This is a genomic window from Pseudomonas sp. ChxA, from assembly GCF_030263855.1.
In the GTDB taxonomy this organism is placed as follows: domain Bacteria; phylum Pseudomonadota; class Gammaproteobacteria; order Pseudomonadales; family Pseudomonadaceae; genus Aquipseudomonas; species Aquipseudomonas fluorescens_CB.
Map to the genome: position 1 here is coordinate 4,730,012 of NZ_JARPMK010000001.1, position 23,372 is coordinate 4,753,383.

The following is a 23,372-nucleotide window of genomic DNA, read 5'->3' on the forward strand; positions in this document are numbered from 1 at the left end:
TCTAAATCAATCAACCTTAAAAAACAACTTAACAAATCAATCCGTCGGCGCAACACTCAGTTCATTGGCTGGCCCACAAACAATAAAAGAGGTGCATATGGCAGGTTTCGATAAACGCGTGGCGTCCTATGAAGAAGCACTGGCAGGCCTGGAAGACGGCATGACCGTGCTCTCAGGTGGTTTTGGCCTGTGCGGCATTCCAGAAAACCTCATCGCCGAGATCAAGCGCAAAGGCACCCGCGACCTGACCGTGGTTTCCAACAACTGCGGCGTCGACGGGTTTGGCCTGGGCGTGTTGCTGGAAGAAAAGCAGATCAGCAAGGTAATCGCCTCCTACGTCGGTGAAAACGCCCTGTTCGAGAAGCAACTGCTCAGCGGCGAAATCGAAGTGGTGCTCACGCCCCAAGGCACCCTGGCCGAAAAAATGCGCGCAGGCGGCGCCGGCATCCCGGCGTTCTTCACCGCCACCGGCGTCGGCACTCCGGTCGCCGAAGGCAAGGAAACCCGCGAGTTCAACGGTCGCCCGTACCTGATGGAAGAGTCCATCACCGGCGACTTCGCCATTGTCAAAGGCTGGAAAGCCGACCACTTCGGCAACGTCATCTACCGCCATACCGCGCAGAACTTCAACCCGCTGGCGGCTACTGCGGGCAAGATCACCGTGGTCGAAGTGGAAGAAATCGTCGAACCGGGCGAGCTGGACCCGGCGCAGATCCACACCCCAGGCATCTACGTCGACCGAGTCATTTGCGGCACCTTCGAGAAGCGCATCGAACAGCGCACCGTCCGCAAATAATCCGCCAGCCCAAATAATAAGGAGACAACACATGGCTCTTACCCGCGAACAAATGGCTCAACGCGTCGCCCGCGAAATGCAGGACGGTTTCTACGTCAACCTCGGTATCGGTATCCCGACCCTGGTGGCCAACTACATCCCCGAAGGCATGGAAGTGATGCTGCAATCGGAAAACGGCCTGCTCGGCATGGGACCGTTTCCGACCGAAGAAACCATCGATGCCGACATGATCAACGCCGGCAAACAAACCGTGACCGCACGCATCGGCGCCTCGATCTTCTCCTCTGCCGAGTCCTTCGCAATGATTCGCGGCGGGCATGTCGACCTCACCGTGCTCGGCGCATTTGAAGTGGACGTGCAAGGCAACATCGCGTCGTGGATGATCCCCGGCAAGCTGGTCAAAGGCATGGGCGGCGCCATGGACCTGGTGGCCGGTGCAGAAAACATCATCGTGATCATGACCCACGCGTCCAAGGACGGTGAGTCCAAACTGCTCAGCCAATGCAGCCTGCCGCTGACCGGCGCCAAGTGCATCAAGCGCGTGCTGACAGACCTTGCGTACCTGGAAATCGAAAATGGCGCTTTTGTCCTCAAGGAACGCGCACCTGGCGTCAGCGTTGAAGAGATTGTGAGCAAGACCGCCGGTAAACTGATCGTCCCGGACCACGTTCCAGAAATGCACTTCCAGTGAGGACAGATTCCATGCAAGACGTCGTGATTGTTGCTGCCACCCGCACCGCCGTGGGCAGCTTTCAAGGAGCGCTGGCCAGCATTCCGGCACCGGAGTTGGGCGCGGCCGTGATCCGTCGCCTGCTGGAGCAGACCGGCCTGGATCCGGCTCAGGTCGATGAAGTGATCCTCGGCCAGGTACTGACCGCAGGCAGCGGCCAGAACCCGGCGCGCCAGGCCTCTATTCTGGCGGGTCTGCCCCATGCGGTGCCGGCTTTGACCCTGAACAAGGTCTGCGGCTCGGGCCTCAAAGCCCTGCACCTGGGCGCCCAAGCCATCCGTTGTGGCGACGCTGATGTGATCATCGCCGGCGGCATGGAGAACATGAGCCTGGCGCCGTACGTATTACCCGCTGCGCGCACCGGCTTGCGCATGGGCCACGCCAAGATGCTCGACAGCATGATCACTGACGGCCTGTGGGACGCGTTCAACGACTACCACATGGGCATCACCGCCGAGAACCTGGTGGACAAGTACGGCATCAGCCGTGAAGCCCAGGACGCCTTCGCCGCCGCCTCCCAGCAGAAAGCCGCCGCCGCTATCGAAGCCGGCCGGTTTGTCGATGAGATCACCCCGGTCCTGATCCCGCAGCGCAAGGGCGACCCGGTGGCCTTCGCCGTGGATGAGCAACCGCGCGTTGGTACCACAGCCGAGTCGCTGGCCAAGCTCAAGCCCGCGTTCAAGAAAGACGGCAGCGTGACCGCCGGCAACGCCTCCAGCCTCAATGACGGCGCCGCCGCCGTCTTGTTGATGAGCGCCGAAAAAGCCAAGGCCCTCGGCCTGCCGGTGCTAGCGCGTATCGCCAGCTACGCCAACGCTGGCGTGGACCCTGCGATCATGGGCATCGGCCCGGTCTCGGCGACCCGCCGCTGCCTGGACAAAGCCGGTTGGAGCCTGGGCGACCTGGACCTGATCGAAGCCAACGAAGCCTTCGCCGCGCAGTCTCTGGCGGTGGGCAAAGAGCTGGAATGGGATGCGAACAAGGTCAACGTCAACGGCGGCGCCATCGCCATCGGCCATCCGATCGGCGCCTCAGGCTGCCGCGTGCTGGTGACCCTGCTGCATGAAATGATCAAGCGCGACGCCAAGAAAGGCCTGGCCACCTTGTGCATCGGCGGCGGCCAAGGCGTAGCCCTGGCGCTCGAGCGCAGTTGATCTAAAGAGCAACAGGCTAATTGTGGCGAGGGAGCCTGCTCCCGTTGGGCTGCGCAGCAGCCCCAGTCAACAAGAGCAACACGAGAAAAGGCTCGATTCCACGAAAATCGGGCCTTTTCTTTGCCCGGGTTTCCGGAAAAAACACGATCTACATGTGGGAGCTGGCTTGCCTGCGATAGCGGCGTGTCAGCCAAGCAGTTGTTACCTGATACACCGCTATCGCAGGCAAGCCAGCTCCCACAGTTGATCGCGGTCATCCGTCGGTATGAGGCATCGCAAACACTGCATTCGCCCTTGCCACCACCTTGTCTCCCACTTGCAGGCTCACGGTGGCAAACGCCATCTGCCGGCCACGCTTGTGGTGCTCCAACCGCACCACAACCCACTCCCCCACCTGCACGGCACCCAGGTAATCCAGCGTCATGCTCGCGGTTATCAACGGTAACGGCGGCTCACTGGAAAACGCCATCGCATAGCCCATGCCGACATCCGCCAGGGTTGCCAACACACCACCGTGCACCGTGCCGCGTCCATTGGCGTGGCGGTTGTCGGCACGCAGGCCGATTTCCAGTTGCAACCCTTCACCCCGGCAATACGCCGGACCTAACAGGTCGAGCAACGGGCTGCTGCGTGGCAGCGAGACAAAGCCTTCGGGCACTGTGTGACTGATCATGGCAGTTCTTCCTTGGCCAAAACACGAGGTGTACCCCAGCCTCCCCAAGACCGCCATCAAGATCAGCCAAGCCAATGATCAACAATCAGCTAACGCTTCATGCAACGCTGATAGCGCTCATCCACACGCTTGGCAAACCACGCGGTGGTGAGGTTGCGGGTGATCTTCGGACTCTTGAGCACGATGCCCGGCAAAATCGCGCGCGGCACCGGCTTGCCGGCGGCCTTGTCGGCCAGGGCAAAGACGCGTTTGTAGAGGGTGGTGTCCTCGAAATCGAACTGCTCACCTTTTTCCAGCTGACTGCGGATGCTGGGGTTGCGCATATCCAGTTTCGCGCCCAGGGAACGCACCGCCAACTCGGTGGTGCCGGGCAGCAGTGAACCATAACGAATCAGATCCCCATCCAGTGCCAGCTCGGTGCCGCTGACTCGGCTGACAGCCGCCTGGAACGCGGCATTGCGGCTGGCATACCAGCCCGCGTTGAAATCGGCAAAGCGGTACAACGGCTGGTCGTAGCTCACCGGGTAACCAAGCAAATGCGTAATGCCAAAGTACATGCCGCCACGACGGGTGAAGACTTCGCGACGAATCGTGCCATCCACGGTGTAGGGATAATCGCGGGCGTGTTGCTGCGCAAAGTCGATGCTGACCTGCATGGGGCCCGCGGTGTGTACCGGGTTGAAGCCGCCGAACAAGGTATTACCCAAGGGCACCATGCTGATGAAATCGTCAAAAATGCCGCTCAAGTCCTTCTCCGTGCGTGCGGCACTGAGGCGCTCGGCGTAGGTCTTGCCGGTGGGCGAACGCAATTGCAGCGTGGTGCGCACCACAAAGGCCGGCACATGGACCTTGCCGGCGCGGCGCAGGATTTCATCCTGGGCGATCTTGCCCATGTTCGGCACGGGCGGGTCTACCTGATAGGTGGACTCTTGCTCGGTCACCGCCAGCACGGCGCAAATATTTTCGCTGCTGGGGTAGATTTTCTGAGTGTCGAAGGCGGTGTAAATGTCTTTGGCCCAGCCGTTGCGGTCCGCTACCGTGGCCGGCAACAGCCGCACAATTTGCGCCTTCACCTCGGCCTCGCTGCGCTCAGGCTGCTGCGGGCTGCGTGGGGTGGAGCAACCGGCCAGCACCAGCAACGTGGTGAGGCACAGGATCAGGCGGCTTGAATACATAAGGCTTCCTTGAATAACGACGGGCCGGGTTGTGCAAATATCGACAGGTAAGTCTAACCGGGGTTCGCCGACCTGCTGCATTTGTCAGTTACGACCAAACGTGACTGCCTGCTGTACGACAATCACATCACCACACCCGCCCGAACAGACGACAAAAACTACGGAAACATCCTACCAATCCGCCGGATAAGCACTGCTGCGCGCGTCTTAAAACCGCTGCAAAGTCCTTCGCCTGATCACACAGTGCGAGGGATTGCAGATGGTTTTGTTTGTTAGAGCCCGGGCCAAAGGGGCCAGCGCTTGAACCCGGCCATTGGCAGGCTGGCCCTGACCCCAATGGACATGAAGACGGTCGATGTTGAAAGCGTCTTCCGTGATTTTCGCGAATGCCTGAATACCTTTGACGACTGGGCGTCGAGCTTCTGGAGCTTCTCGGCGCTGGATATCGAGCAGGTGTTCAAGGTCGGGGATGAGGTGGCGCTGGTCGCCCCGATCAACCGCTCCATCATTCCCAGTAGCACCGTTGCCACGTGCCAGGCCAATGGCACGTTGACCCTGGTGCATATGTTCCAAAGCAAGCGCTTCGTGCCTATCGGCAATACGCCGGTGGTGCTGCAACGCGTCGATCCCAGCGGCGGCCCATTGGGCGAGCCGATCCACCACTCCATCGGCCCCAGCGGCATTCTCGAAATCACCGGGTGTGATCGTAATCAATCGTACCGAATCAGTTTTTACCCCGATGTTTCCAACGATCACGTCAAGGCACTGTACGCGTCTTATCAGACAGTGATTGCGGGGTTGGAAGAGCGCCTGCGTAAAGAGTGGAACGACACCTTCCAAGCGCAGTGGAGAATTTATACCGACGCCAAACCGCTTGACCAACGCAGGATGCTGGAGAAGGCGGCTCTCAATGGCATGGGCACGGCACTTTACGCCCTTTGGGACAACTTAACGCAGCTGTTTGACCTGTTGGCGGACATCAAGCCCAACAGCGAGAAGTTGCTCAAGTACATCTCCCAAGCCGAGCTTGATGAGCTGCTGACACTCAGCAACGACGCGATCGCCAACGGCCTGCTGGTCCTCAGCGATGAACCGCTGTTGTTCATTTACGTGTCGGTGATGGTCAGTTGGATGCGCCTGCTGCCGCCGCAAGACATGCAGGAGCTGATGGGCGAAATAACCGGCGAGGTGTTGATCAACTTGCTGTTGATTAGGGCAACGGCAGGCATGGGCGTGGCGGTACGCCTGGGCACTCAAGTCCTCGGGCACATCAAGTCCGGACGGGCGCGGAGTTTGCTCGAGTTGCTGGCCAAACAGCTCGTGGGGCCGACGTTGGAGCCACATGTAGCGGCGGTTAAACCTCTGTTGCTGGGCAGTGCCCCGACGCCGATCAAGACCGTACCGGTTGCGACGTTGAAGGCTGGGGATCAATTGGTTGCCAATCCCGTGCCGGCGGTGCGCGGCAAGACGCAGCAGACCGCGTTGGTGCGCCAGGAACACGTTGATGATGCGCCGGCTTCGGGCAAAAACCTCAATGGCGATGCAGCGGCACCTGCGGACAAAACCGTTACCAACGGTTGCCCTGTGTCGATGGTCACCGGCGAGGAATTGCTGACCCTTACCGATGGCACGCTGGACGGGGTTTTGCCGTTTGAGTGGACGCGGCTGTATCGCACCAGTGCGGTGGAAGTGGATGGCGGGTTGGGGTTTGGCTGGAGCCATTCGCTGGCGCATAGGCTTTGTGTTTACGGTGATTCGGTGGTGTGGACGGATCATGAGAATCGCCGTACCGAGTTTGTGCTGCCTACCGCTGCTCGACCGGCGATTACCAATAGCTTGGCCGAAGCGGCGATCTATTTGGGCGACTTGCCCGATGAACTGGTGCTGGCCCAGGCGTCGCGCTTTTATCACTTTCACGATGGCGTGCTGGTTGCCATCAGCGATGCGTATGACAACCGGCTGCGAGTTTTTCACGATCGTTTGGGGCGGGTTGAGCGGCTGGATAATGGTGTAGGTCGCTCCCTGTTTTTACGGTACGAGTCGGGCCGCATTGTGGCGCTGGACTATCAGGTTCATCGCGCCAAGGGGCACGAGCCGTTTGAATGGGTCACCGAGCAGAAGGTTGTTTCCTACGCCTATGACGACCTTGGCCGACTGGTTTCTGCGACCAATGCTGTAGGTGAAAGCGAGGTATATCGGTACGACGAGCAGCACGTCATTCTTGAACGCGGGTTGGCCGGTGGGGCGAGCTTCTTTTGGGAATGGGAACGGCCTGGCAAGGCGGCGCGGTGTGTTCGGCATTGGGCCAGCTTTTCGCAGATGGATACGCGGTATGCCTGGGGTGACGACGGCCGTGTCACGGTTAATAACGCTGATGGCAGCCGGGAAGTGTATGTCCACGATGACCGCGCACGCTTGGTGCAGCGCATTGATCCGGACGGTGCTGAACACTTCAAATCCTATGACGACAAGGGCCGGCTGACGGTCGAGCAGGATCCGCTTGGAGCGGTGACGGCGTACCAGTACGACGAAGCCGGACGCTTGGTGGCGTTGTTTCCGGGGGATGACGAGCCGACGTCCTACGAGCATGACAACGGGTTCGTACGGGTCGTAAGGCGTGGTCTCGCCGTCTGGAAATATGAGCGCAATGATCAGGGCGACGTCACGCGCAAGGCCGATCCTGACGGCAATATCACGGACTATAGCTACAACAAATATGGGCAACTGACGGGGGTTTGGTTTCCCGACAACAGTTGCCATCGGCTGGTCTGGAATGAGCTTGGGCAGTTGCTTGAGGAGCTGCTGCCTAATGGGGGTAGCAAGCGTTATCGCTATGACGACCTCGGACGACAGGTTGCCCGCGAGGATGAGCACGGCGGGCTCACGCAGTACCAATGGGACGCTGCCGGGCGCCTGCGAAAACTAACCCTTCCAGGCGGCGCGACGCGCGAATACAGCTACAACGCCTACGGAAAAATCACCGCCGAACACGACGAACTTGGCCACGTCACCCGCTACGAATACGCCGACGGCCTGCACCTGATCAGCCGCCGTATCAACGCCGATGGCACCTACGTTAAATACCGCTACGACAATGCGCGCCTGCTGCTGACCTCTATCGAAAACGAGGCAGGCGAAACCTACCAACTCGATTACCACCCCAACGGCCTGATCCAGCAGGAAATCGGCTTTGACGGCCAGCGCACCACTTACATGTATGACCTCAACGGCAACCTGGCGGAAAAAACCGAACACGGCGACGACGGCAGCCAGTTCGTTACACGCTATAAGCGAGACCACGCCGGGCGCCTAGTAAGAAAAACCCTGCCAGACGGCAATGTTGTCGACTATGCCTACGACCGCCAAGGCAATCTCCTTAGCGTCGACGACGGCCACTGGGCGCTGGCCTACGAATACGCCCCACAAAACCGCCTCACTGCCGAACACCAGGGCTGGGGTACCTTGCGTTACGGCTACGACGCCTGCGGCCAACTTAAAAACCTGCGCCTCCCGGACAACAACCGCCTCACCTTCAACCACGACAAAGGCGGCCACCTTTCCACCGTCGAGCTGAACGGCGAAACCCTCACCTCCCACCTGTTCAAAACCGGCCGCGAACACCAACGCCAGCAGGGCCAACTCCTCAGCCACTACCACTACGACGACCAGAACCGCCTGCACGCCCACGCCGTCAGCCAACAGCAACACACGCTTTACCAACGCCAATACGACTACGACACCGCCGGCAACCTCACCCGCCTGCTCGACACCCGCAAAGGCGAACACCACTACCACTACGACCCCCTCGCCCGCCTGACCCGCGCCGATCACTCACAAGACCTACAGGAACGCTTCGGCCACGACCCGGCTGGCAACCTGCTCGTGCAAGACCGCCCAGGCCCGGACATCGTGGCGGGGAACCGGTTGATGATCCAAGGCGATCATCACTACGACTACGACGCCTTCGGCAATTTGATCCGCCAGCGGCGTGGCAAGGGGCATAAGCTCGTTACCGAATACCGCTACGACTGCCAGCATCGGTTGATTGGGATCACACAACCGAACGGGCAAACCGCCAGCTATCGCTATGACCCGTTTGGGCGGCGGATCAGCAAGACGGTGGATGGGAAAACCACGGAGTTTTTCTGGCAAGGCGACAAGCTGGTGGCCGAACACCACGCGGATCGGCATCGCAGCTATATCTACGAGCCAGACAGTTTTAGGCCGCTGGCACTGCTGGAAGGTTTTGGCCCTCAAGACACCAAACCCTTCCACTACCAACTCGACCACCTGGGCACACCGCAGGAACTCACAAATCCCGAAGGCGAAATCGTCTGGTCCGCGCACTACCGCGCCTACGGAGAAATCGCCCGCCTAGACAAAAGAAAAATCGACAACCCGTTGCGTTTTCAGGGCCAATATTTCGATGCGGAAAGCGGGCTGCACTACAACCGCCATCGCTACTACAATCCAGATATTGGTCGTTACCTGACGCCGGATCCGGTGAGGCTGGCGGGTGGGATTAATGCGTACCGGTATGTGCCGAACCCTACGGGGTGGGTGGATCCGCTAGGACTCAGTAAATGTCCTGGTGAATGCGGTCCCTTTGAGGGCGTCGAAGATCCGGCTAGCAGTGCAATAGTAAAAGGCAGCCAGCCGACGCTGCCTGCGCCTGAAGAAATTGAGTGGACAGCTCATGGTTATAAACACAGCCCTTCAAAGAAAATGCCTTGGAAAGATATTCTGGCAACAACCAAGTCCGGTCCAGCCAAGTACAAGCCAGGCATAAATATTGAAAATCTGGAAAGAGAAGCCTATAAAAACGGCAGAGCGGCTACTAATGGAAAACCGTGGAAAGTGATGGAGTACCCTGAGAGCATTGGCGCCAGCGAGGGCGTATCCAGCCGTTGGATACGCATAGAATTGAGCGCAAAAACAATCCACGGCCATCCCATTTCAGAGCAAGAATTTCGGAGATTAACTAAATGATCTCGTTAGATTTCCTACAAGGCAAAGTTACTTACGACGAGCTCTCGATGTTGCAGGATTCAGGGATTGAGCATCAAGCCCATAACCTGAAAGAGGACATGCTTCAGGTGGAGTATCCGCACGGTTTCCTCATTGATGTAGGTTGGTATCCTTCATTCGACGCCAAAGGACACTTCCAAGTTAAGGTCGTTAAAGACTATGAATGGGAATCTCCCGCTCTAACGCTTACCGCGCAGTCAATTGGTACGCTAAGAGAACAAATGCTGCTCGCTCAAGTTTCGATTAACGCAGAACTTCAAAAAGCCGCCAATTCATTGATCACTTGATAGCATCTAATGGAGCGTGCTTCCCCAAACTCACACCTGTGACGAGCTAACTCGCTCGCCACAGAGTTACCCGATACCCTTAGATCCCAGCCAACGCCAAATCCATCGCAAAATACGTAAAAATCAAATCAGCGCCCGCCCGCTTGATCGACCCCAACGTCTCGCGCACCACCCGGGCCTCATCAATTGCGCCTGCCTGGGCGCCAAACTTGATCATCGCGTATTCGCCACTCACCTGATACGCCGCCACCGGCAAGCGCGAGGCTTCGCGAATGTCGCGGATGATGTCGAGGTAGGCGCCAGCCGGTTTGACCATCAGCGCATCGGCGCCTTCCTGTTCGTCGAGCAGGGACTCGCGTACGGCTTCGCGGCGGTTCATTGGGTTCATCTGGTAGCTTTTGCGGTCGCCTTTGAGGGCGCTGCCGCCGGCTTCGCGGAATGGGCCGTAGAGGGCCGAGGCAAATTTGGTCGAGTAGGCCATGATCGGGATATGGGTGAAGCCCGCGTCGTCCAAGGCGCGGCGGATGGCCTGGACCTGGCCGTCCATCGCGGCCGACGGTGCGATGACATCGGCGCCGGCACGGGCGGCGGCCACGGCTTGTTTGCCGAGGTTGACCAGGGTCGCGTCGTTGTCGACGTGGGCGCCGTGCATCACGCCGCAGTGGCCGTGGTCGGTGTATTCGCAGAAGCAAGTGTCGGACATCACGATCATGTCCGGCACGGCGTCCTTGATGATCGAGGACATGCGCGAGACCAGGCCGCGCTCTTTCCAGGTGTCGCTGCCGTTGGCGTCCAGGTGGTGGGACACGCCGAAGGTCATTACCGACTTGATCCCGGCACGGGCATAACGCTCGATTTCACCGGCCAGTTTTTTCTCAGGAATACGCACCACGCCCGGCATGCTGGTGATCGGCACGAAGTCGTCGATTTCTTCTTCGACGAAAATCGGCAGTACCAGGTCGTTGAGGGTGAATTCGGTTTCCTGGAACAGGCCACGCAGCTCCGGGGAGCGGCGCAGGCGGCGAGGACGGGCTTGGGGGAACTGGCTGGTCATGGCTTTCCTGGATAGCGAAAGAAAATAATTGGGGCAAAAGCTTATGCCCCTTGGCCCCCGCAGCACAAACGCCCAGGGACCAATAGTGTATTGCGTGGGCCGTAACAATATATTGATCTAGAGCTGGACTCGCCCTTCGATGCACGCCGCCACTGCGCCGCCCACCCAGATTTCATCGCCCTGGCGCTCTACGTGAATTCGCCCGGCACGCCCAATCGCGGTGCCCTGGCTGACCACATACCGCTCGGGCGCAAGGCCTTCGGCCAGCAACCATTGGGCAACACCGGCATTCAAACTGCCGGTGGCCGGGTCTTCCTGGGCGCCGTCACCGGCGATAAAAGCGCGCACTTCAAAGTGGCTGTCCACCTCGTCACGCGCCGGGTCACAGGGTGCGATGACGCCAATGGCCAAGCCATACAATTGCGCGTAATCGGGCTGCAAGGCCAACACTTGATCGCGGTCGGCCAGCATCAGCGCCAGCCAGCCAGCGCCATTATCCACCCACTGGCTGCGCACAATGGCCTCAGGTGCCAGGCCCAACCCCAGGCGCACGCGCTCCAGCAGGGGCGCTTCCACCGGCCCCGTGCGCAGCAACGGCGGTGCAATAAACGCCAGTTCATCGCCTTGGCGACGGACACGCACCAGGCCGATCTCGCACTCCTGGATAATCTCCTCACCCTTGGGCACGCCGCCTGCCTGCAGCCACGCATGGCAACTGCCCAGGGTCGGGTGTCCGGCGAACGGCAGCTCTTTAAGCGTGGTGAAAATTCTTACCCGATAATCCGCCCGAGGGTCACGCGGCGTCAGCAAAAACGTGGTCTCGCTGAGGTTGGTCCAGTTGGCGAAGTCGGCCATTTGCTGGTCGGTGAGGCTATCGGCGCCGAGCACGACCGCCAGGGGGTTGCCCTTGAGCGAAACCCGGCTGAACACATCCAGTTGCTTGAAATCGAAAGTCGGCATGTCTTAGCTCGGAATACTCAGGCCACGAATCACCGCCGGGCGGGCGACAAAACCGTCCAGTGCGCGCAACACATTAGGGAAATCAGCAATACCGACCAAGTCGCCGGACTCGTAGAAACCGATCAAGTTGCGGATCCACGGGAAGGTGGCAATGTCGGCGATGCTGTATTCATCACCCATGATCCAGGTGCGACCCAGCAAGTGTTTTTCCAGCACGCCGAGCAAACGCCGAGATTCGGCGGCGTAGCGATCACGTGGGCGTTTGTCTTCGTATGCTTTGCCGGCGAACTTGTTGAAGAACCCGACCTGGCCAAACATCGGGCCGATACCGGCCATCTGAAACATCAGCCACTGCAGGGTTTCGTAACGGGTGGCCGGGTCTTCGGAGAGTAACTGGCTGGTTTTTTCCGCCAGGTAAATCAGGATCGCGCCGGACTCGAACAACGCCAACGGTTGGCCGCTCGGGCCATTGGGGTCGATGATCGCGGGGATTTTGTTGTTGGGGTTCAGGGACATGAACTCCGGTGACAACTGGTCCTGGGTCTCGAAACTGACCTTATGTGCTTCATAAGGCAGGCCCAGTTCCTCCAGCATGATCGACACTTTGACCCCATTGGGCGTGGGCAGCGAATACAGCTGCAAGCGCTCCGGGTGCTGGGCGGGCCATTTGCTGTTGATCGGGAAAGCGGCAAGTGCGTTCATCGGGAAGTCCCCAGGCTCAAAGACCCCATGATAGCCACCTGCACGCCGTCCTGCATGGGTCATCATTGCGCAACATAGCCGCGCTATGGTGCGCACAGGCGAACCAAAGAGCCGATTCACACTCTTAACTGCGCCATGACGGTGAAAGGAGATACGCCGTAACAATCACAGGTTAAACCGCAGCACGCCGGATGCGTCGCTGGGGCCAGGCTTGCCCGCCTTAATCGCCGCACTGAAGACTCGAACCTCTAATGACAATCAAGCCTCTGTGCCTTGCGCAACGTCTTAAACGTTATGCCTACATCATGTTGCCGCTGTTGCTGGTGGGCGGCGCCGTCGGTCTGACCCTGGAGTCGCGAATCAGCCGCGCCGCGCCGGTGGACGGTGTGCAAACCCTGGTGTTCCTGCGCCACGGCGAAAAACCCGTCGGCGGCCTCGGCCAGCTCAATTGCCAGGGTTTGAACCGCGCGATGAACCTGGCCACCGTGCTGCCGGAAAAATTCGGCAAGGCCAACTACGTATTTGCGCCCAACCCGACGCGCAATGTCGAGGAAGGCGAGCACGACAACTCCTACAGCTACATTCGGCCCCTGATGACCATCAGCCCCAGCGCCATCAAGCTCGGCCTGCCGGTGAACATCAAGTTCTCCGCCAATGATACCCACGACCTCGCCGATGAGCTGGTGGAAGACAAGTACCACAACTCCATCATCTACACCGCCTGGTCCCACGGTTATCTGCCGGAGCTGATCAACCGGGTGGCCAGTGAAGCCTCGGGCGAAAAACACACCATCACCGACGATTGGTCCGGTGGCGACTATGACACCCTGTATGTGCTGACATTGACCTGGCACAACGGCAAGGCCTCGCTGCTGAGCCGCAACTACAAGCAAGGCCTGGATAACGGCGAGCAGACATGCCCGGCAGCAACCCAAGTGAGCGCGGATATCTGAAGCCCTGCAGATAGAACCCGCGCTCCCGCGTAGGAATTCACTCCGTAACGCTCAATTTTCACCCTGCACGAGGTTCAGGTGCTGGGGCCAGCGTCGCGACGCAGAGCGTCTCAGCCTGCATTCCCACGCAGGAGCGTGGGAACGATCGGTGGTAGGCGCGTATGATGCCCCGCTATTGAATCCTCTGCGGACCTGCACCATGCCCAACCTCATCTCCACCCAGCCCAACCGGGGCTGGTCGTTTTGGTGGAAACCAGCGCTGTTCATATTGGTGGCCTGCATCGGCCTCTATTACGTGAAGTGGTCGCCCTACTACCTCAAAGCCTTTGTCGCTGCGGATAACCACAGCATTGGCGCCTCGATTCTCAACGATCAGCAAAGCTCGCCCCTAGCCGCCGCGCTGGCGTATGCCCAGGTGTATTTTCTGGCGATCTGGAAAGCCGCCGTACTGGCGGTGATTCTGGGATCGCTGCTGCAAGTGCTGATCCCCCGTGACTGGCTGTTGCGCCTGTTTGGCCGCGCAGGGCTGGGTTCGACCGTGCGTGGCGGGCTGTTCGCCTTGCCGGGGATGATGTGCAGTTGCTGCGCGGCCCCGGTGGCAGCGGGCATGCGCCGTCAGCAGGTATCGGTGGGCGCGGCGCTGGCCTTCTGGATCGCCAACCCGGTGCTGAACCCGGCAACCTTAGTGTTCATGGGCTTTGTGCTGGGTTGGGGCTTTACTGCGCTGCGGCTGGTGGCGGGGATTGTGCTGGTGGTGGGCGTGTCGCTGGTCGCACAACGCATTGCCCGTCCCGATCACGTGCCGGAAGCGGCATTGGATGCCGTGGCTGACGTGAGTCAGACCGAGTCGCAGCCATTTTTGAGCCGGTGGCTGCGGACTCTGTGGCAGCTGTTCTGGAGTACGATCCCGATCTATATCGTCGCCGTGCTGATTCTGGGCGCCGCGCGGGTGTGGCTGTTTCCCCATGTCGACGGCGCCATGGCCAATAGCCTGGTGTGGCTGGTACCGCTGGCCATCGTCGGCACCCTGTTCGTCATTCCTACGGCAGCCGAGATTCCTATCGTACAAACCATGATGACATTGGGCATGGGCATCGGCCCGGCCGTGGCGTTGCTAATGACCTTGCCCAGCGTGAGCCTGCCGTCGCTGTTGATGCTGCGCAAGGACTTCGACGCGCGGGTGCTGGTGACGGTGGCCGGGCTGACCATGTTGGTGGGGGTGGTGTGTGGGCTGATCGGGGCGGTGATTCTTTAGGCTTTGTTGTGGGGCTTAGGGCCTAATCGCAGGCAAGCGGGACTGTCATAAATTTTGTGTTCGGGCATAACATGTTGATAGAGGTGCATGTATGCCGACCAAAAAGAAACCGGCCCGTGAGGCCCCGCGAGACCTTCCATCCATTCCCAGAGAGCTGATCGACCAGTTCGTCAGCGGCCCGATGAGTGCCGAAGCCATTCAGGATGCCTCGATGGCGTTCAAAAAAGCACTCATCGAGCGAGCCCTTGGTGCTGAGTTGAGCCACCATCTTGGCTACCCTCAGGGCGCGGAGCGCCCTGAGGAATCGAGCAACCAACGCAACGGCAAGAGTGGCAAAACGGTGCTGACCGATGACGGCCCGTTGCGTCTGGACATTCCCAGAGATCGCGATGGAAGCTTTGCCCCGATCTTGATCCCTAAGCATGAGCGCCGTTTTACCGGCTTTGATGACAAGATCATCGCGATGTATGCACGAGGTATGACGGTTCGCGAAATCCGTGCGTTTCTCTCTGAACAGTACGGAACAGACGTCTCCCACGACTTCATCAGTTCTGTCACTGACGCAGTTTTGGAGGAGGCTACCGCCTGGCAACAGCGACCGCTTGAACCGATGTACCCGGTAATTTTCTTCGATGCATTGCGAGTCAAAATTCGCGACGAAGGCCTGGTGCGCAACAAAGCGATCTACCTGGCACTGGGCGTATTGCCGGACGGAACCCGAGATATCCTGGGCATTTGGATTGAAACAACCGAAGGCGCCAAGTTTTGGATGAAGGTCTTTAACGACCTGAAAACCCGAGGCGTCGAAGACGTCTTGATCGCCGTAACTGACGGTCTCAAAGGCATGCCCGAAGCGCTGAGTGCTGTGTTTCCTGAAACGACGTTGCAGACCTGTATCGTCCACCTGATCCGTAACAGCCTCGATTACGCCCCGTGGGATAAGCGCCGTGAGCTAGCCAAGGCACTGAAGCCGATCTATCAAGCACTCAATGCTGACGCCGCAGAACAAGCGCTACTGGCTTTCGAAGCCGGGCCTTGGGGTAAGCAATATCCGACAGTCGTATCGGCTTGGAAACGTGCTTGAGATCGAGTTATACCGTTCTTCGTGTTCCCCCCGGCGATACGCAAAGTGATCTACACAACCAATGCCATCGAGAGTATCAATGCCCAGTTGCGCAAGGTCATCAAGACGCGAGGCCACTTCCCAACGGATGAGGCCGCGACAAAACTAATCTGGCTGGCATTACGAAATATCACCGCGAACTGGGGCAGTGCAGCTCATGATTGGAAGAGCGCGATGAATCAATTTGCGATTCTGTACGGAGATCGATTTATCAGGCCGACCTGGTAAAAATAAGGCCTGCCTGACGGCAGGCCGTAACCGGCCCGAACACAAAAAATCTGACACTCTCGGCAAGCCAGCTCCCACATGTTGATCTGTGAATGCAGTCAAATGTGGGAGCTGGCTTGCCTGCGATTAGGCCCTCTAACCCACTGCATTAACCCCGCCTGGCAACCCGCTCGCGCAAGTACTCCACCACCGCGCCCTGCTCCCCGGCAAACTCGATCCGCGCGCCTTTGCTTTCACGCTGGAACGCATACATCGGGTCGTAATACTCGCGCAACAAGCCTTCGATCCAGCCCCGGTGTAAATCCACAGCACCGCTGCGTGCCTGTTCCGTCAAAGCTTCCTGCAAGATCGCTTGCAAGCGCTGGAAGCGTTCGCCACCCAGGCGCTTGTGGATGTTGGCCAGGCTCTGGGTCAAGCGCTCGGCAAACAACGCCTGCCCGCCTTCGCCAAACACCGCGATAAATTCGGCGCAAAGATCCACCACGTAATCGCGCAGAATCCGTTCGACGCGGCCTTCAACACTGTCTTGCAGCCACACCATCGGGAAGGTCTGCATGCTCTTATGCAACGGCAACGGCAAAGCACAGCTGCCGATCATGCGGCTTTCGTCCTCGACCACAAACTGTTCGATACCGCCCGCGCGTTTCTTCAGCAGGTCCACCGCCAGGCGGTTTTCAAAGTCGATGTTCGACGGTTGCGCCGTGGCGCGCTTGCCGAAGCTGGAGCCGCGATGGTTGGCGTGCCCTTCAAGGTCCAAAGCATTGCGCAACTGGCTCAACACCTCGGTCTTGCCGGTCCCGGTCATGCCGCCGAGCAAGACGAAATCACACTCGGCCGTCGCTTGCTCCAGGGTTTCCAGCAGAAAGGTGCGCATGGCCTTGTAACCACCGCCGACGCGGGGATACTCGATACCCGCTTCGGTCTTCAACCATTGCTGCACGATCTGCGACCGCAGCCCGCCGCGAAAGCAGTACAGGTAGCCGTCGGGGTTGGCCTGGGCGAATTGCGCCCAATGCTCGATGCGCTCGGCCTTGATTGCCCCGGACACCAACGCATGCCCCAGCACGATGGCCGCTTGCTGGCCCTGCTGTTTGTAGCAGGTGCCGACCCGCTGGCGTTCGTCGTCGGTCATCAGCGGCAGGTTGACCACGCCGGGAAACGCGCCCTTGGTGAACTCGATCGGCGCGCGGGTATCCATCATCGGCCGGTCGTTGAGGAAGATGTCGCGGTAGTTGGTGATGTCAGTTGCCATCAAAACACCTCTACCGCGTGGGTCTGTCGCTCAACCAGTGCGCCGATTGGCTCAAGGCTCAGGCCCAGTTCTGCGGCCACAGTGTGAAACTCGGCGTCGCCCTCTGGGGTGACGGCAATCAACAGGCCGCCACTGGTCTGTGGGTCGCACAGCACACGCTTGTGCAGTTCCTGCAGACGCCCCAGCTTGCTTGAATAGCTGTCGAAATTGCGCAAGGTACCACCGGGCATGCAGCCCTGGTCCAGGTAGTCCTCGATCCCAGGCAGGAGTGGGACTCTGGCGTATTCGATGTGGGCCGTGAGACCACTGCCGTCAGCCATTTCCACCAGATGGCCCAACAGGCCGAAACCGGTGACATCGGTCATCGCGGTTACGCCGGCCAACTTGCCAAAACGACTGCCAGGCTTGTTGAGCGTACACATCCAGTCACGGGCCAGGCCGATATCCGCCTCGCGCAATTTACCCTTCTTCTCGGCGGTGGTAAGGATGCCGATGCCCAGCGGTTTGGTCAGGTACAGCTTGCAACCGGCGGTGGCGGTGTCGTTGCGCTTCATATGGCGCTTTTGCACGATGCCGGTCACGGCCAGGCCAAAAATCGGCTCCGGCGCGTCGATAGAGTGCCCGCCAGCCAGCGGTATGCCGGCGGCGTCACACACCGAGCGGCCGCCACGGATCACTTCGCGGGCGACTTCCGGCGCGAGCACATTCACTGGCCAGCCCAGAATCGCAATGGCCATCAGCGGGTCGCCGCCCATGGCGTAGATATCGCTGATCGCGTTGGTGGCGGCAATACGGCCGAAGTCGAAGGGGTCATCGACAATCGGCATGAAAAAGTCGGTGGTCGAGACCACGCCACGCTCGTCGTCGATGGCGTACACCGCCGCATCGTCACGCGAGGCGTTGCCCACCCACAGGTTGGGGTCGAGGTTCTGTGCGCCGCTGCCGGCGAGGATCACTTCCAGCACCTGGGGCGAAATCTTGCAGCCGCAACCCGCGCCGTGGCTGTACTGGGTGAGGCGAATCGGCTCGTTCATGGTGGACCTCAAGGTAACAAGTGGGCCGATTCTAACAGACAGCAAAAAGCCGGCTGGGCTCTTGTGAGCACAGCCGGCTTTTTGCTTCAGCGCTTACGGGCGGGCTGCGAGCAAGCGTTTGTGACGGTTACGCCGGGCAATGTTCAGGCATTCGATCACCGCCGAGAACGCCATGGCCGCATACACATAGCCTTTTGGCACATGGGCGCCGAAACCTTCGGCGATCAGCGTCATGCCGATCATGATCAAGAAGCCCAGGGCCAGCATCACCACCGTCGGGTTGTCGTTGATGAACTTGGCCAACGGTTCAGCCGCCACCAGCATCACGATCACCGAGACGACTACGGCGATGATCATGATCGGCAAGTGCTCGGTCATACCCACGGCGGTAATGATGCTGTCGATGGAGAATACCAGGTCGAGCAACAGGATCTGCCCAATCGCGGCGGCAAAGCCGATGGCCACGGTGTTGCTGACGCTGGCCTTCTCCTCGGGCTCCGGGTCCATGCTGTGGTGGATCTCGGTGGTGGCCTTCCACACCAGGAACAGGCCACCGGCGATCAGGATCATGTCCTTCCAGGAAAACGCCTGGCCAAGGATTTCAAATACCGGCGCGGTCAGCTGCACGATAAACGCGATGGTACTCAACAGGCCGAGGCGCAGGATCAATGCCATGCTGATGCCGATACGTCGCGCTTTGGCCCGGTGTTTTTCGGGCAATTTATTGGTAAGGATCGAGATGAAGATCAGGTTGTCGATGCCCAGCACGATTTCCATGACGATCAAGGTGGCCAGTGCGACCCAGGCGGTCGGGCTGGCGGCCAGTTGTAAAAGGTAGTCCATAGGTCAGTCCTGACGTTGTGCTGGGAAATTAAGCTTCTTTACGCTGGGTTTCAGATTCTTTTTCGGCCTGCTCAGCGTCTTTTTCAGGCTGGATCAAACCTTGGGTCGCTTCACTCAATGCCTGCTCGGCGGCCTTGTGGGTGTCATCGATGGCTTGTTTGGCCGATTCGGTGGCTTTGCCCAGCACCTGCTGCGCGCTCTTTTCGACTTGATCACAACCGCTGATCACCACCAATGAAAGCGCAAGGACGGACGCCGCGCCCAGGGAATTGAGTTTCATCATGTATTCCTCGTTAGAACCATTGGGTCCAAGTAGTGGCCCCTCGATAGCGAGGCATTCTATGCAGCTGAACAGTTCAGTAAAATTCGTATTTTTCTCACGTATACTTCGGTTTTTACGAAGTGTAGACCGCCATGCTCAATTATCGACAATTGCATTACTTCTGGGTGGTGGCCAAGACCGGCAGTATTGTGCGCGCCTGTGAGCAACTGAACCTCACACCGCAGACCATCAGCGGCCAGATCAGCCTGCTGGAGCAGACCTTTGGTATCGCGCTGTTTCAACGCGTCGGTCGCCAATTGGAACTCACCGAAGCCGGGCGACGGGCCTTGCCCTACGCCGAGCAGATGTTCCAGACCGGTAACGAGTTGGAAGCCATGTTGCGTGCAGCACCCGACGAACAGCAGATCCTGTTTCGGGTCGGCGTGGCGGATGTGGTGCCCAAATCCATCGTTTACCGGCTGATCGCGCCGACCATGGAACTGAGCGAGCCAATCCGCATCACCTGCCGCGAAGACAAACTCGAACGGTTATTGGCCGACCTGGCGATCCAGCGCCTGGACCTGGTGATCTCCGACAGCCCGATGCCCACGCACCTGGACATCAAAGGCTACAGCCAGAAACTGGGGGAATGCGGCATCAGCTTTTTCGCCACCCAGGCGTTGGCTGACCAGTATGGCGGCGATTTCCCACACTGCCTGCAGGGTGCGCCGTTGTTGATTCCGGGCGCAGAGACGGTGGTGCGCAGCCGCTTGCAGCGCTGGTTTGCCGAGCAGCAGATTCAGCCGAAGATCATCGGCGAGTTCGACGACAGCGCGTTGATGCAGGCGTTTGGGCAGTCGGGCAGCGGGATATTTATCGCCCCCAGCGTGATCGCCGATGAGGTGGTGCGCCAATATGGTGTGGCGCTGATCGGCCAGACCGATGCGGTCACCGAGTCGTTCTACGCGATCTCGGTGGAGCGCAAGATCAAACACCCCGGCATCGTGGCGATTACCGAAGGGGCGCGGCGCGAGCTGTTTACCGCCCTGCCCTGACGGCAAGGTGTGGGAGCTGGCTTGCCTGCGATAGCATCACCTCGGTCTCACTGATTCACTGAGGTGCCTGCATCGCGGGCAAGCCCGGCTCCCACATAAGCCTGATCCCGTCCAATCCAGACTGACTCAGGCGCTGGAAGCCATCGGCTGCTTGGCGGTCATCAACCACAGCGCCAGCAAAATCGACGCCAGAATAAACCCGGACGCCGCAAAGCCCAGGCTGGCAAGCCCCAAGGTGTCAATCACGTGCCCACCCACCATTGCCCCCAGGCCAATCCCCAGGTTGGCCCCGGCGATGTTCAACGACGCCGCAAAAGCCGGGGCGTGGGGCGCCGCTTTCATCAGGCGCACATGGCTGACCAGAAACATCGCCGCCTGGGTCACGCCCCACACCGCCATCGCCGCTGCCAAGCCGAGGGTGGAGTGAATTGCCGGAACCACCGCAACCATGCCGGCGATCATGAACCCGCAGAACACCATGGACGCTATCAACGGATGACGGTCCACCGCACGCCCGCCGAGGGCGTTGCCGATCAGGCCCACCGCGCCAAAACCCATCAGGCACCAGCCCACCAGCGTGCCGTCGAAGCCGGCCAGGCGCTCAAGGATGTCCGCCAGGTAGGTGTAAGCCGTAAACATGCCGCTGAACACCAGAATCGACAGCAGGATATGGCCCTGCATCAGCGGGTTGCGCAGGAGCTTGAACTGCGAGCGCAGGCTCACCTGATCGTTCTTCGGTGTGGTCACCGGCAAGTAGATAAACAGCAGCAAGGCCTTGGCCAACGCCACCACGGCGAGAATCGCAAACGCTGTGCGCCAGCCGAACATATCGGAGATCAAGGTGCCAACCGGAATGCCGAACACCGTGGCGCAGACAATCCCGAAACCGATTTTTTCAATGGCCCGGCCGGCAAACTCCGGCCCGACAATATCCACCGCTGTTTCACTCGCCAAGGCCCAAAACACCGGCAAACCCAGCGCCGGGATCAAGCGCGCCAAGGCCATGACCCAGATATTCGGCGCCAATGCCGCCACGGTATTAGCCACCGCGAACATGATCAGGATGCTGATAAACAGGCGTTTGCGCTGGAACCGAGCGAAGTACGCGGTCAGGAACGGCCCGAACGCCGCCACGGTAAACGCAAACAACGTCACCAGCAGCCCGGCCTGGGACACGCTGACATTCAGGTCCCGGGCGATCGACGGCAGCAGCCCGACAATGATGAATTCTGTAGTCAGCACGGTAAAACCGGCGGCCGACAGCAGCAGGATAGGGAACAACATGAAAACTCCAGAAACGACGACATCAACGACAGCCCGAAGGGCTCGCTGACGGAGAGAAAAAATAAGAGGTGGCTAGCTTAACAGAATAGGTCTGGGCCTGGCCAAACCCTACAGGTGCGGGTGACGGAATGCCGCACCGAAACGGGACGCTTCCTACAGCATGTTAGACTTTGGACCTGCTTCCTACGGCGCTATCTGCCTGCAATGCTGCGTCCTACTAAAAAAACTAGAGACAACTGTTTATGACTGCTGCCCCTTCCCTGCTGCAACGACTGATGCGCGTCAGCCTGGTCACCCAAATTGTCATCGGCCTGGTGGCCGGTATCCTGCTCGCCCTGTTCTTGCCCGAGGCCGCACGCGCCAGCGGGTTTATCGGCAAGGTATTTGTCACCGCACTGAAAGCCGTGGCGCCGATTCTGGTGTTTGTATTGGTCATGGCGTCTATCGCCAACCATAAACATGGCCAGGAAACCCATATCAAGCCGATCCTGTTCCTGTACCTGCTCGGCACCTTTGCCGCTGCCGTCGTCGCGGTGGTTGCCAGCATGCTGTTCCCGTCGTCTTTGGTGCTGGTCACCCATGACGTCGCCGTCAGCGCCCCCGGTGGCATCGGCGAGGTCCTGCAAAGCCTGCTGCTGAGCGTGGTGGATAACCCGGTGAGCGCGCTGATGAATGCCAACTTCATCGGTATCCTGGCCTGGGCCATCGGCATGGGCATCGCGATTCGCCATGCCGGTGCTACCACTCGCACGGTGCTGGATGACCTGTCCAATGGCGTCACGCTGATCGTGCGCGTGGTGATTCGCTTTGCCCCGCTGGGCATCTTCGGCCTGGTGGCCTCGACCCTGGCCACCTCCGGTTTCGGCGCCCTGCTCGGCTATGCCCACCTGCTGGTGGTGCTGATCGGCTGCATGCTGTTCGTCGCGCTGGTGATCAACCCGGCCATCGTGTTCTGGAAACTGCGCCGCAACCCTTACCCGCTGGTGCTGATGTGCTTGCGCGAAAGCGGCATCACCGCGTTCTTCACCCGCAGCTCGGCCGCGAATATTCCGGTGAACCTGGCGCTGAGCAAACGCCTGGGCCTGCATGAAGACACTTATTCGGTGTCGATCCCGCTGGGCGCCACCATCAATATGGCCGGCGCGGCGATTACCATCACCGTGTTGACCCTGGCCGCCGTGCACACGCTCGGTATTGCCGTGGACATGCCCACCGCCGTGCTGCTCAGCGTGGTCGCGGCGGTATGTGCCTGCGGCGCATCGGGTGTGGCCGGTGGCTCGTTGCTGCTGATTCCCTTGGCGTGCAGCCTGTTCGGCATTCCCAGCGAGATCGCCATGCAGGTGGTGGCGGTGGGTTTCATCATCGGTGTGCTGCAGGACTCGGCGGAAACCGCGCTCAACTCGTCCACTGATGTGCTGTTCACGGCAGCCGCCTGCCTGGGCAAGGAAGAGCAAACGGCTTAAACATGAGGCGTAAAAAAAGCCCGGGGCGTTCGACAAGAACGACCCCGGGCTTTTTTGTATC

General features: G+C 59.6%; 19 protein-coding genes and 1 pseudogene. 10 read left to right on the forward strand and 10 right to left on the reverse strand.

The window, feature by feature from the left end; all coding sequences use genetic code 11:
• The first annotated feature begins 97 nt into the window (after window positions 1-97).
• From P5706_RS20940 to P5706_RS20950, 3 genes are read left to right on the forward strand one after another with little or no spacing between them, the layout of a single operon-like run.
• A complete protein-coding gene (locus tag P5706_RS20940) occupies window positions 98-796 on the forward strand; it encodes a CoA transferase subunit A (RefSeq protein WP_058420641.1) in 699 nt (232 codons plus the stop codon).
• A 31-nt stretch (window positions 797-827) separates the two neighbouring features.
• Complete coding sequence (locus tag P5706_RS20945; protein WP_017135011.1) at window positions 828-1,487, forward strand: CoA transferase subunit B; 660 nt, start codon at window positions 828-830, stop codon at window positions 1,485-1,487.
• An 11-nt stretch (window positions 1,488-1,498) separates the two neighbouring features.
• Window positions 1,499-2,680, forward strand: a complete 1,182-nt coding sequence (locus P5706_RS20950) for an acetyl-CoA C-acetyltransferase (RefSeq protein WP_285681485.1) — start codon at window positions 1,499-1,501, stop codon at window positions 2,678-2,680.
• A 253-nt stretch (window positions 2,681-2,933) separates the two neighbouring features.
• Here the strand turns inward: P5706_RS20950 and P5706_RS20955 are convergent, their stop codons facing one another.
• Window positions 2,934-3,353 (reverse strand): PaaI family thioesterase, encoded by a 420-nt coding sequence (locus P5706_RS20955; RefSeq protein ID WP_285681487.1) that lies wholly within the window; start codon window positions 3,351-3,353, stop codon window positions 2,934-2,936.
• An 89-nt stretch (window positions 3,354-3,442) separates the two neighbouring features.
• On the reverse strand, window positions 3,443-4,528 hold the full coding sequence (locus tag P5706_RS20960) for a DUF1615 domain-containing protein (protein ID WP_285681489.1): 1,086 nt from the start codon (window positions 4,526-4,528) through the stop codon (window positions 3,443-3,445).
• Window positions 4,529-4,864: 336 nt separating this feature from the next.
• Here P5706_RS20960 and P5706_RS20965 point away from each other — a divergent pair, with 336 nt between their 5' ends.
• Both P5706_RS20965 and P5706_RS20970 read left to right on the forward strand, forming a co-directional pair.
• Entirely contained in the window at window positions 4,865-9,517 is a 4,653-nt protein-coding gene (locus P5706_RS20965; protein ID WP_285682795.1) for an RHS repeat-associated core domain-containing protein, read from the forward strand.
• Window positions 9,514-9,843 (forward strand): hypothetical protein, encoded by a 330-nt coding sequence (locus P5706_RS20970; protein ID WP_200431671.1) that lies wholly within the window; start codon window positions 9,514-9,516, stop codon window positions 9,841-9,843. Before P5706_RS20965 ends, P5706_RS20970 begins: the two co-directional genes overlap by 4 nt.
• Before the next feature lie 79 nt (window positions 9,844-9,922).
• Here the strand turns inward: P5706_RS20970 and hemB are convergent, their stop codons facing one another.
• The 3 genes from hemB to P5706_RS20985 form a co-directional block, all read right to left on the reverse strand.
• The gene (gene hemB, locus P5706_RS20975; protein ID WP_069786976.1) at window positions 9,923-10,897 is read right to left on the reverse strand and encodes a porphobilinogen synthase; all 975 of its coding nucleotides are present in this window, start codon (window positions 10,895-10,897) and stop codon (window positions 9,923-9,925) included.
• A 117-nt stretch (window positions 10,898-11,014) separates the two neighbouring features.
• Window positions 11,015-11,857, reverse strand: a complete 843-nt coding sequence (locus P5706_RS20980; RefSeq protein ID WP_285681493.1) for a PhzF family phenazine biosynthesis protein — start codon at window positions 11,855-11,857, stop codon at window positions 11,015-11,017.
• Between the two features lie 3 nt (window positions 11,858-11,860).
• Window positions 11,861-12,559, reverse strand: a complete 699-nt coding sequence (locus tag P5706_RS20985; RefSeq protein WP_017137779.1) for a glutathione S-transferase N-terminal domain-containing protein — start codon at window positions 12,557-12,559, stop codon at window positions 11,861-11,863.
• A gap of 251 nt (window positions 12,560-12,810) precedes the next feature.
• Between P5706_RS20985 and P5706_RS20990 the strand changes: the two genes are divergently transcribed.
• The 3 genes and pseudogenes from P5706_RS20990 to P5706_RS21000 all read left to right on the forward strand — a co-directional run bounded on the left by P5706_RS20990 (window position 12,811) and on the right by P5706_RS21000 (window position 16,118).
• Window positions 12,811-13,512, forward strand: coding sequence for a histidine phosphatase family protein (locus P5706_RS20990; protein WP_200431669.1), 702 nt, complete (start codon window positions 12,811-12,813; stop codon window positions 13,510-13,512).
• A 199-nt stretch (window positions 13,513-13,711) separates the two neighbouring features.
• Window positions 13,712-14,767, forward strand: a complete 1,056-nt coding sequence (locus tag P5706_RS20995; protein WP_285681496.1) for a permease — start codon at window positions 13,712-13,714, stop codon at window positions 14,765-14,767.
• A 91-nt stretch (window positions 14,768-14,858) separates the two neighbouring features.
• Window positions 14,859-16,118: pseudogene (locus tag P5706_RS21000) on the forward strand (IS256 family transposase).
• Between the two features lie 148 nt (window positions 16,119-16,266).
• Here the strand turns inward: P5706_RS21000 and mnmH are convergent.
• From mnmH to P5706_RS21020, 4 genes are all read right to left on the reverse strand, one after another.
• On the reverse strand, window positions 16,267-17,370 hold the full coding sequence (gene mnmH / locus P5706_RS21005) for a tRNA 2-selenouridine(34) synthase MnmH (RefSeq protein ID WP_285681498.1): 1,104 nt from the start codon (window positions 17,368-17,370) through the stop codon (window positions 16,267-16,269).
• Window positions 17,370-18,404 carry a selenide, water dikinase SelD gene (gene selD, locus P5706_RS21010; RefSeq protein WP_285681500.1) on the reverse strand — a complete coding sequence of 345 codons (1,035 nt, stop codon included), beginning with the start codon at window positions 18,402-18,404 and terminating at the stop codon, window positions 17,370-17,372. The genes mnmH and selD overlap by 1 nt, the downstream gene beginning before the upstream one ends.
• Window positions 18,405-18,497: 93 nt before the next feature.
• Window positions 18,498-19,247, reverse strand: coding sequence for a TerC family protein (locus tag P5706_RS21015; protein WP_285681502.1), 750 nt, complete (start codon window positions 19,245-19,247; stop codon window positions 18,498-18,500).
• A gap of 28 nt (window positions 19,248-19,275) precedes the next feature.
• Window positions 19,276-19,527 (reverse strand): hypothetical protein, encoded by a 252-nt coding sequence (locus P5706_RS21020; RefSeq protein WP_285682797.1) that lies wholly within the window; start codon window positions 19,525-19,527, stop codon window positions 19,276-19,278.
• A 134-nt stretch (window positions 19,528-19,661) separates the two neighbouring features.
• On the opposite strand from P5706_RS21020, the gene nhaR reads away from it, so the two are divergent.
• Window positions 19,662-20,564, forward strand: coding sequence for a transcriptional activator NhaR (nhaR, locus tag P5706_RS21025; RefSeq protein WP_138815492.1), 903 nt, complete (start codon window positions 19,662-19,664; stop codon window positions 20,562-20,564).
• Between the two features lie 126 nt (window positions 20,565-20,690).
• Here nhaR and P5706_RS21030 read toward each other — a convergent pair whose 3' ends face one another.
• Window positions 20,691-21,848, reverse strand: coding sequence for an MFS transporter (locus P5706_RS21030; protein WP_200431664.1), 1,158 nt, complete (start codon window positions 21,846-21,848; stop codon window positions 20,691-20,693).
• 242 nt (window positions 21,849-22,090) lie between these two features.
• Between P5706_RS21030 and sstT the strand changes: the two genes are divergently transcribed.
• Window positions 22,091-23,311: a serine/threonine transporter SstT gene (sstT, locus tag P5706_RS21035; protein WP_200431663.1), complete on the forward strand. Its 1,221-nt coding sequence runs from the start codon at window positions 22,091-22,093 to the stop codon at window positions 23,309-23,311.
• The last annotated feature ends 61 nt before the right edge of the window (window positions 23,312-23,372 follow it).

Coding starts and splice junctions, on each gene's coding strand:
- P5706_RS20940 (WP_058420641.1), top strand. CDS start 98: ATGGCAGGTTTCGATAAACGCGTGGCGTCCTATGAAGAAGCACTGGCA.
- P5706_RS20945 (WP_017135011.1), top strand. CDS start 828: ATGGCTCTTACCCGCGAACAAATGGCTCAACGCGTCGCCCGCGAAATG.
- P5706_RS20950 (WP_285681485.1), top strand. CDS start 1,499: ATGCAAGACGTCGTGATTGTTGCTGCCACCCGCACCGCCGTGGGCAGC.
- P5706_RS20955 (WP_285681487.1), bottom strand. CDS start 3,353: ATGATCAGTCACACAGTGCCCGAAGGCTTTGTCTCGCTGCCACGCAGC.
- P5706_RS20960 (WP_285681489.1), bottom strand. CDS start 4,528: ATGTATTCAAGCCGCCTGATCCTGTGCCTCACCACGTTGCTGGTGCTG.
- P5706_RS20965 (WP_285682795.1), top strand. CDS start 4,865: ATGGACATGAAGACGGTCGATGTTGAAAGCGTCTTCCGTGATTTTCGC.
- P5706_RS20970 (WP_200431671.1), top strand. CDS start 9,514: ATGATCTCGTTAGATTTCCTACAAGGCAAAGTTACTTACGACGAGCTC.
- hemB (WP_069786976.1), bottom strand. CDS start 10,897: ATGACCAGCCAGTTCCCCCAAGCCCGTCCTCGCCGCCTGCGCCGCTCC.
- P5706_RS20980 (WP_285681493.1), bottom strand. CDS start 11,857: ATGCCGACTTTCGATTTCAAGCAACTGGATGTGTTCAGCCGGGTTTCG.
- P5706_RS20985 (WP_017137779.1), bottom strand. CDS start 12,559: ATGAACGCACTTGCCGCTTTCCCGATCAACAGCAAATGGCCCGCCCAG.
- P5706_RS20990 (WP_200431669.1), top strand. CDS start 12,811: ATGACAATCAAGCCTCTGTGCCTTGCGCAACGTCTTAAACGTTATGCC.
- P5706_RS20995 (WP_285681496.1), top strand. CDS start 13,712: ATGCCCAACCTCATCTCCACCCAGCCCAACCGGGGCTGGTCGTTTTGG.
- mnmH (WP_285681498.1), bottom strand. CDS start 17,370: ATGGCAACTGACATCACCAACTACCGCGACATCTTCCTCAACGACCGG.
- selD (WP_285681500.1), bottom strand. CDS start 18,404: ATGAACGAGCCGATTCGCCTCACCCAGTACAGCCACGGCGCGGGTTGC.
- P5706_RS21015 (WP_285681502.1), bottom strand. CDS start 19,247: ATGGACTACCTTTTACAACTGGCCGCCAGCCCGACCGCCTGGGTCGCA.
- P5706_RS21020 (WP_285682797.1), bottom strand. CDS start 19,527: ATGAAACTCAATTCCCTGGGCGCGGCGTCCGTCCTTGCGCTTTCATTG.
- nhaR (WP_138815492.1), top strand. CDS start 19,662: ATGCTCAATTATCGACAATTGCATTACTTCTGGGTGGTGGCCAAGACC.
- P5706_RS21030 (WP_200431664.1), bottom strand. CDS start 21,848: ATGTTGTTCCCTATCCTGCTGCTGTCGGCCGCCGGTTTTACCGTGCTG.
- sstT (WP_200431663.1), top strand. CDS start 22,091: ATGACTGCTGCCCCTTCCCTGCTGCAACGACTGATGCGCGTCAGCCTG.